Origin of the sequence: Limosilactobacillus rudii (genome assembly GCF_014145455.1) — a bacterium.
Classification (GTDB): domain Bacteria; phylum Bacillota; class Bacilli; order Lactobacillales; family Lactobacillaceae; genus Limosilactobacillus; species Limosilactobacillus rudii.
The window spans coordinates 48,806-55,921 of record NZ_JACIVB010000043.1; the positions used below are offsets into that span (position 1 = coordinate 48,806).

The window sequence follows — 7,116 nt, forward strand, 5'->3', positions numbered from 1 at the left end:
TGCCCCTATTAGTAATGTATACAAAAACAAGAGACTAGTGTACTTCACCAATCTCTTGTTTTTACAAATGTCTTATTGTTGAATATATCTCTTGGTCTGCTTGTCAAACACAAAAGAATACTTTTGATTTTCTGTCTCTACAGTAATTTCTTTGTAGAATTTATCATATCCCGCATTAATTAGTGTAACATCAACTTGGTTATTATCTACTTTAATCTGATAAAGGTTATATTCACCCTCCTGATATGCAAAATCAAGTCCATTGTCTTGATAATGAAGATATTCGCCTTTTTGCCCATACATGCGGAAATTCATGGCCTTATCCGGCGCATCACTCACATGGTTTATTTCAGGTCCCCACGGAAGAATAGTATCTTTTTTGACAAACAATGGCAACTTATCTATTGGCGCTTTTACTAAGATATGACGTTTGCCAACATATTCCATCCCATTCCAGAAGTCAATCCACTCACCTTCTGGCAAGTATACCGCGCGGACGTCTTGCCCTTCTTGAACAATCGGAGCAACTAATAACTGGTTGCCAACCATATACTCATCATTAATTGTTCGAACAGCTGGATCATTATCGTAATTAAGAACAAGCGGACGCATAATTCCTAAACCAGTTTTTGTTTCTTGGTAACTTAAGTCATAAAGAAATGGGATAAAATGATAGCGCAATTTAAGGTACTTACGATAAATTGATAATGTTGGTTCCCCAAATACCCAGGGCTCCTGCGACCGTGTCCCCATCGATGCATGGTTACGGTAGAGTGGGCTGAAAAGTGCCCCTTCAATCCACCGTGTTAACAGTTCTGCGGTTGCATCTGCCCCAAAGCCACCAATATCAGTACCAGCAAATGCAAAGCCACTCATACTTAAATTACATAATTGTGGAATCATCATTTGTAGGTGTGGCCATAAGCTTTGGTTATCTCCGGTCCAAATGGTTGAATATTTCTGAGTTCCCGCATAAGCTGCCCGTGTAATAACATATGGCCGTTTATGACTATGTTTTTTCAAGCCCTGATAAGTTGCTTTAGCCATATTATGTCCATATACATTATGCATCTTTTTATGAGTCGATTTATGTTCACCATCACTAAAGATAACATCGTCAGGAATATTACCTTCAAAAGTTGCCGGCTCATTCATATCATTCCAAACTCCGCAAGTTCCACTATCGACTAAGAATTTACAATTATCGGCCCACCATTGTTGCACTTCTTTTTTACCAAAGTCTGGAAATACGGCATCACCAGGCCAAACTTTATTAACGTAGACCGTTCCGTCTGGATTTTTAACAAAGTATCCTCTTTTAAGGCCTTCCTTGTATATTCGGTACTTTTTATCTTGCTTTACTCCCGGATCGATAATTGGCATAACACGAAAGCCCTGGTCTTTCAGCTTATGGATAAATTCTTGGGGATTAGTGAACTTATCCTTATTCCAGGTAAATACACGGTAGCCATCCATATAGTCAATATCAAAGTGGATTACATCACATGGTAAGTCATTTTCACGTAACTTATTAGCAATTTCTTCTACTTTAGCGGGGCTTGCACTATAACCCCAACGTGATTGCTGGTACCCGAGAACCCATTTTTGTGGCAATGGAACACGACCAGTTAAATAAGTATAATTTGTTACAATGTCCCGTAAATGCTGTCCACCTATAATATAATAATCAAGGTTTCCAGCAACTGCGGAATAATAATAATAGTTAGAATTTTCCTTACCAAGGTCAAAGTGGCTCCGATATGGATCATCAAAGAATAGCCCGTATGGATGACCTTCTTTTAATCCCAACATGAACGGAATTGATTTATAAAGCCGGGTAAAACTTTCTACTTGAGGAGCTGGATTATCGGTATTCCAGTTATCATATTCATATCCACGTTTGTTTAGATAACCAGTTTTATCTCCTAATCCATAAATCTGCTCATCAGTTGCCAACGATTTAATTACTTCGAAATATGTTTCATCTTGATCGCTTCCACCAGCAACGTCATGCCCTTCAGCAGCTACTAACTTTGCATGTTCCTCGTCTAAGCCTCGATCAATCGGCGTACGTTTTCCACGATAGTCAATTACAAGTGGGTGTCCATGCCTATCGTACACATCAATCTTTTCATCATCATAAATCTTGACAATTAATGCTGCTGTTAGGAGTTCTAAATGGTCACCCTTATCAAATAGATCAAAATCAGTCTTAATTACCTTATTACCCTCGATCGCATAAGACTGGCCCTTTTCACCATGATCTTGAAACACACGAATAATTTCTGGCGTAATAATTGATAAAGTCAGGGAGCTTTGTTGATAATTAATTGTAATTTTTTGATCAGCCGTAGCATACCCCTTTACCTGGTTATTCACAATAGTCATCCTTCCTGAGTTGGTTTTACTTTTATTGTAGCGCGTTTATTGTAAATGTAAACGTTTTCCTACATGTAAAGGTAATAAATTAGAAATGTTATAATAGGTAATGATTATAAATAACAAACGAGGCATATAAAATGCATAATAAACTAAAGGTTACTATTGGATTATTTTGTTGGCTTTTATTTGGATTGGTATTAGTTAATATTGTCGAAAAAGTGCAACTAATTCGGCTCATTGACAGATGGGGGTGGGATATTACCCGACCAACTACTTCTTTTAAAACATTTGCCTTGACTGAATTAACATTTCTCGGGGACCCTGTAACTGTCGGTATTATTACAATTGGCCTTATGTTGTTTTTATGGCGACGGAAACAGGCTACTGACAGTGTATGGTATGGAATGCTCCAATTCTTAGGATACTGCTTAGTTATCCTTGTAAAATACAGTGTTATTCGATTACGCCCCGTTCACCGATTAATTACGGTTAGTGGATATAGTTTTCCCAGTGGACATACATTTTCGACAACTATTCTTGTTTTTACCCTGCTAGCAATTATTATTCCACACTTAAAAAGGCAGTGGGTAAAGGCACTATATATCATAGTAAGCATTTTATGGATTTTACTTATAATGTATTCAAGAGTTTATCTTCGAGCTCATTTTACATCCGATGTTATAGGCGGGTTCCTTTTAGCTACTGGTTGGTGGTTATTAATAAATACTCAGCGTCATCGCTTCTTTGACTGGCTAACGAAGCCGGTAAATAGATAGGAATATGAAATGATAAATTTTATCTCATGTTCCTATTTTTTATTACCTTAACAAGGTAGTTTTATCTAAATGATTGATCAGTTTAAAATATCAGCTTTAGTTACTAGTGATATTGGACGCCCAGTAGTTGCTTTATTCTGGCTTTAACACATCTTTAAGTAATATGTTGAATCTGCTTCATCTGCTAATACCAACGACTATCCCTGACCTATCAATTGCGGGAAACTTGCGAAGACTTGCCCAATGTAATCGTGTTCCCGGGTTAAAGGAATTTCTTCTGTACTCTCTAGGCCAACCATTTGAATATCAATTTTTGAAGCAAATACACGTTTAACTGCTTCAGGATCCCCCAAAGCATCCCATTCTGTCTGCCATCCCATCGAAGCCTAATTATTAACACTTCCATGACTATTTAGGGAGACCCAGCCGTCTAGTATAAATACTTAATCTTCTGCATTACCATCTCGCTAATTTTTCAATAAGTATAATATAATTAAATGATCAAAATTATTTTTAAAACTATGGTGATAATTTTATTTTGTTCTGTCATAAATAAAAATCTCCTTACTAAATTAATGATAGTCTCAGTATAGGAGATCTTGAGCAGCCAGGGCAAACGTATTGATATTGATTACTTACAATTAAACAAAATGCGTTAAACTTAAAAGCGCGCGTTTACCGAATCTTTGAGAACGGTCAAGTACCATTGACTAATAATCCGGTTGAGCAAGCAATTCGACCTTCAACATTGATTCGTAAAAACAGCCTATTTGCGAAATCAATTCGTGGGGCCCAAGCCAGTGCAATCTATTATTCACTAGTTGAAACTGCGAAGCTTAACCATTTAAATATTTACAAGTACTTTAAGTATTTATTTGATAAGCTGCCAAACCGCAATGGTGAAGACATTGAGGCTTATTTGCCATGGGCAGAGCAAGTACAGAGTGAATGTCATCAATAAAATAAGGAAGTATGAAACTAAAGGTAATAAATAGGTTCATACTTCCCTTTAATTTTCAATAATCCAATTACTCAGGTATCAAAAAAAGACCAACATGTACTTCACATGTTGGTCTAATTGCGTGGCAACGTCCTATCCTCGCAGGGAGCGATCCCCCAACTACTTTCGGCGTGTTGAAGCTTAACTTCTGTGTTCGGCATGGGTACAGGTGTATCCTTCAAGCCATCATCACCACACTCTTTGTCCTTCCGGACGAGAGCTTATGCTCTCAAAACTAAATATTATCCTCTTCCTCTATTCCCTTTTCCAATAAACCACCGCTCCTTGGTTAAGTCCTCGACCGATTAGTAATGGTCCGCTCCACGCCTCACGGCGCTTCCACTTCCATCCTATCTACCTCATCATCTCTGAGGGGTCTTACTTTCCCGAAGGAAATGGGAAATCTCATCTCGAGGCGAGTTTCACACTTAGATGCTTTCAGCGTTTATCTCGTCCATACTTAGCTACCCAGCGGTGCTCCTGGCGGAACAACTGGTACACCAGCGGTATGTCCATCCCGGTCCTCTCGTACTAAGGACAGGTCCTCTCAAATTTCCTACGCCCGCGACGGATAGGGACCGAACTGTCTCACGACGTTCTGAACCCAGCTCGCGTACCGCTTTAATGGGCGAACAGCCCAACCCTTGGGACCGACTACAGCCCCAGGATGCGATGAGCCGACATCGAGGTGCCAAACCTCCCCGTCGATGTGGACTCTTGGGGGAGATAAGCCTGTTATCCCCAGGGTAGCTTTTATCCGTTGAGCGATGGCCCTTCCATGCGGAACCACCGGATCACTAAGCCCGACTTTCGTCCCTGCTCGACCTGTCTGTCTCGCAGTCAAGCTCGCTTGTGCCTTTACACTCTGCGCATGATTTCCAACCATACTGAGCGAACCTTTGGGCGCCTCCGTTACCTTTTGGGAGGCGACCGCCCCAGTCAAACTGCCCACCTGACACTGTCTCCCAGCACGTTCAGTGCTGCGGGTTAGAGTGGTCATATTGCAAGGGTAGTATCCCACCAGCGCCTCCGTCGAAACTAGCGTCCCGACTTCTACGGCTCCTACCTATCCTGTACAAGCAGTACAAACACTCAATATCAAGCTACAGTAAAGCTCCATGGGGTCTTTCCGTCCTGTCGCGGGTACCCTGCATCTTCACAGGGATTTCAATTTCACCGAGTCTCTCGTTGAGACAGCGCCCAGATCGTTACGCCTTTCGTGCGGGTCGGAACTTACCCGACAAGGAATTTCGCTACCTTAGGACCGTTATAGTTACGGCCGCCGTTTACTGGGGCTTCAATTCTGAGCTTCGCTTACGCTAACCCATCCTTTTAACCTTCCAGCACCGGGCAGGCGTCAGCCCCTATACTTCATCTTACGATTTTGCAGAAACCTGTGTTTTTGATAAACAGTCGCCTGGGCCTATTCACTGCGGCTGACCTTCCGGCCAGCACCCCTTCTCCCGAAGTTACGGGGTCATTTTGCCGAGTTCCTTAACGAGAGTTCTCTCGCTCACCTTAGGATTCTCTCCTCGACTACCTGTGTCGGTTTGCGGTACGGGCAGTTAACTACTCCTTAGAAGCTTTTCTCGGCAGTGTGACATCGGCAACTTCGCTACTTTAATTTCGCTCCCCATCACAGCTTGTCAACCCGGATGCAAACATTTGACTCGCATCCTGACTTACTGCTTGGCCGTACTCTTCCATTCGTACGGTTTGCTTAGCCTCCTGCGTCCCTCCATCGTTAACGCAGTTAACTGGTACAGGAATCTCAACCTGTTATCCATCGCCTACGCCTCTCGGCCTCGGCTTAGGTCCCGACTTACCCTGGGAGGACGAGCCTTCCCCAGGAAACCTTAGTCATTCGGTGGACAGGATTCTCACCTGTCTTTCGCTACTCATACCGGCATTCTCACTTCTAAGCGCTCCACCAGTCCTCACGGTCTGACTTCGCCGCCCTTAGAACGCTCTCCTATCACGTGCACGTAGTGCACATCCACAGTTTCGGTAATATGCTTAGCCCCGGTACATTTTCGGCGCAGGATCACTCGACTAGTGAGCTATTACGCACTCTTTAAATGGTGGCTGCTTCTAAGCCAACATCCTAGTTGTCTATGCAACTCCACATCCTTTTCCACTTAGCATATATTTTGGGACCTTAACTGGTGATCTGGGCTGTTCCCCTTTCGACGGTGGATCTTATCACTCATCGTCTGACTCCTGAGTATAAATCAATGGCATTCGGAGTTTATCTGAAGTTGGTAACCCATGACGGGCCCCTTGTCCAAACAGTAGCTCTACCTCCACGATTCTTTACCTCAAGGCTCCCCCTAAAGAGATTTCGGAGAGAACCAGCTATCTCCAAGTTCGTTTGGAATTTCACCGCTACCCACACCTCATCCCAGCCATTTTCAACTGACACGGGTTCGGTCCTCCAGTGCGCTTTACCGCACCTTCAACCTGGACATGGGTAGGTCACCTGGTTTCGGGTCTACAACTACATACTTCTTGCGCCCATTTAAGACTCGCTTTCGCTACGGCTCCGGCTTTTCCGCCTTAACCTTGCATGCAATCGTAACTCGCCGGTTCATTCTGCAAGAGGCACGCCGTCACCCTTTAACGGGCTCCGACTGCTTGTAGGCACATGGTTTCAGGAACTATTTCACTCCCCTTCCGGGGTGCTTTTCACCTTTCCCTCACGGTACTGGTTCACTATCGGTCACTAGGGAGTATTTAGCCTTACGAGATGGTCCTCGCGGGTTCCGACGGGGTTTCACGTGTCCCGCCGTACTCAGGATCCTGAACAGAGAGTGTGACGTTTCGTCTACGGGGCTCTCACCCTCTTTGGCACAGCTTCCCAACTGTTGCGACTACGTCGCACTTTGGTAACTCTATTGTTCAGTCCTACAACCCCAGTAAGCAAGCTTACTGGTTTGGGCTCTTCCCCTTTCGCTCGCC

General features: G+C 43.2%; 2 protein-coding genes, 2 rRNA genes and 2 pseudogenes. 2 read left to right on the forward strand and 4 right to left on the reverse strand.

Annotation, left to right across the window (positions count from 1 at the left end; genetic code table 11):
• Positions 1 to 72 precede the first annotated feature (72 nt).
• Positions 73 to 2,379 (reverse strand): glycoside hydrolase family 31 protein, encoded by a 2,307-nt coding sequence (locus H5S39_RS03345; protein ID WP_182596923.1) that lies wholly within the window; start codon positions 2,377 to 2,379, stop codon positions 73 to 75.
• A 140-nt stretch (positions 2,380 to 2,519) separates the two neighbouring features.
• Here H5S39_RS03345 and H5S39_RS03350 point away from each other — a divergent pair, with 140 nt between their 5' ends.
• Positions 2,520 to 3,158, forward strand: coding sequence for a phosphatase PAP2 family protein (locus H5S39_RS03350; protein WP_182596922.1), 639 nt, complete (start codon positions 2,520 to 2,522; stop codon positions 3,156 to 3,158).
• Between the two features lie 201 nt (positions 3,159 to 3,359).
• On the opposite strand, the pseudogene H5S39_RS03355 reads toward H5S39_RS03350, so the two are convergent.
• Positions 3,360 to 3,523: pseudogene (locus tag H5S39_RS03355) on the reverse strand (nucleoside hydrolase); the annotation flags it as partial.
• Between the two features lie 281 nt (positions 3,524 to 3,804).
• On the opposite strand from H5S39_RS03355, the pseudogene H5S39_RS03360 reads away from it, so the two are divergent.
• A pseudogene (locus tag H5S39_RS03360) lies at positions 3,805 to 4,119 on the forward strand (IS66 family transposase); the annotation flags it as partial.
• A 119-nt stretch (positions 4,120 to 4,238) separates the two neighbouring features.
• Here the strand turns inward: H5S39_RS03360 and rrf are convergent.
• Both rrf and H5S39_RS03370 read right to left on the reverse strand, forming a co-directional pair.
• Positions 4,239 to 4,355, reverse strand: a 5S ribosomal RNA gene (gene rrf / locus H5S39_RS03365).
• A gap of 88 nt (positions 4,356 to 4,443) precedes the next feature.
• Positions 4,444 to 7,116, reverse strand: a 23S ribosomal RNA gene (locus tag H5S39_RS03370); the annotation flags it as partial.

Excerpts from the sequence above, each read along its gene's own strand:
- H5S39_RS03350 (WP_182596922.1), top strand. The coding sequence starts at position 2,520 with ATGCATAATAAACTAAAGGTTACTATTGGATTATTTTGTTGGCTTTTA.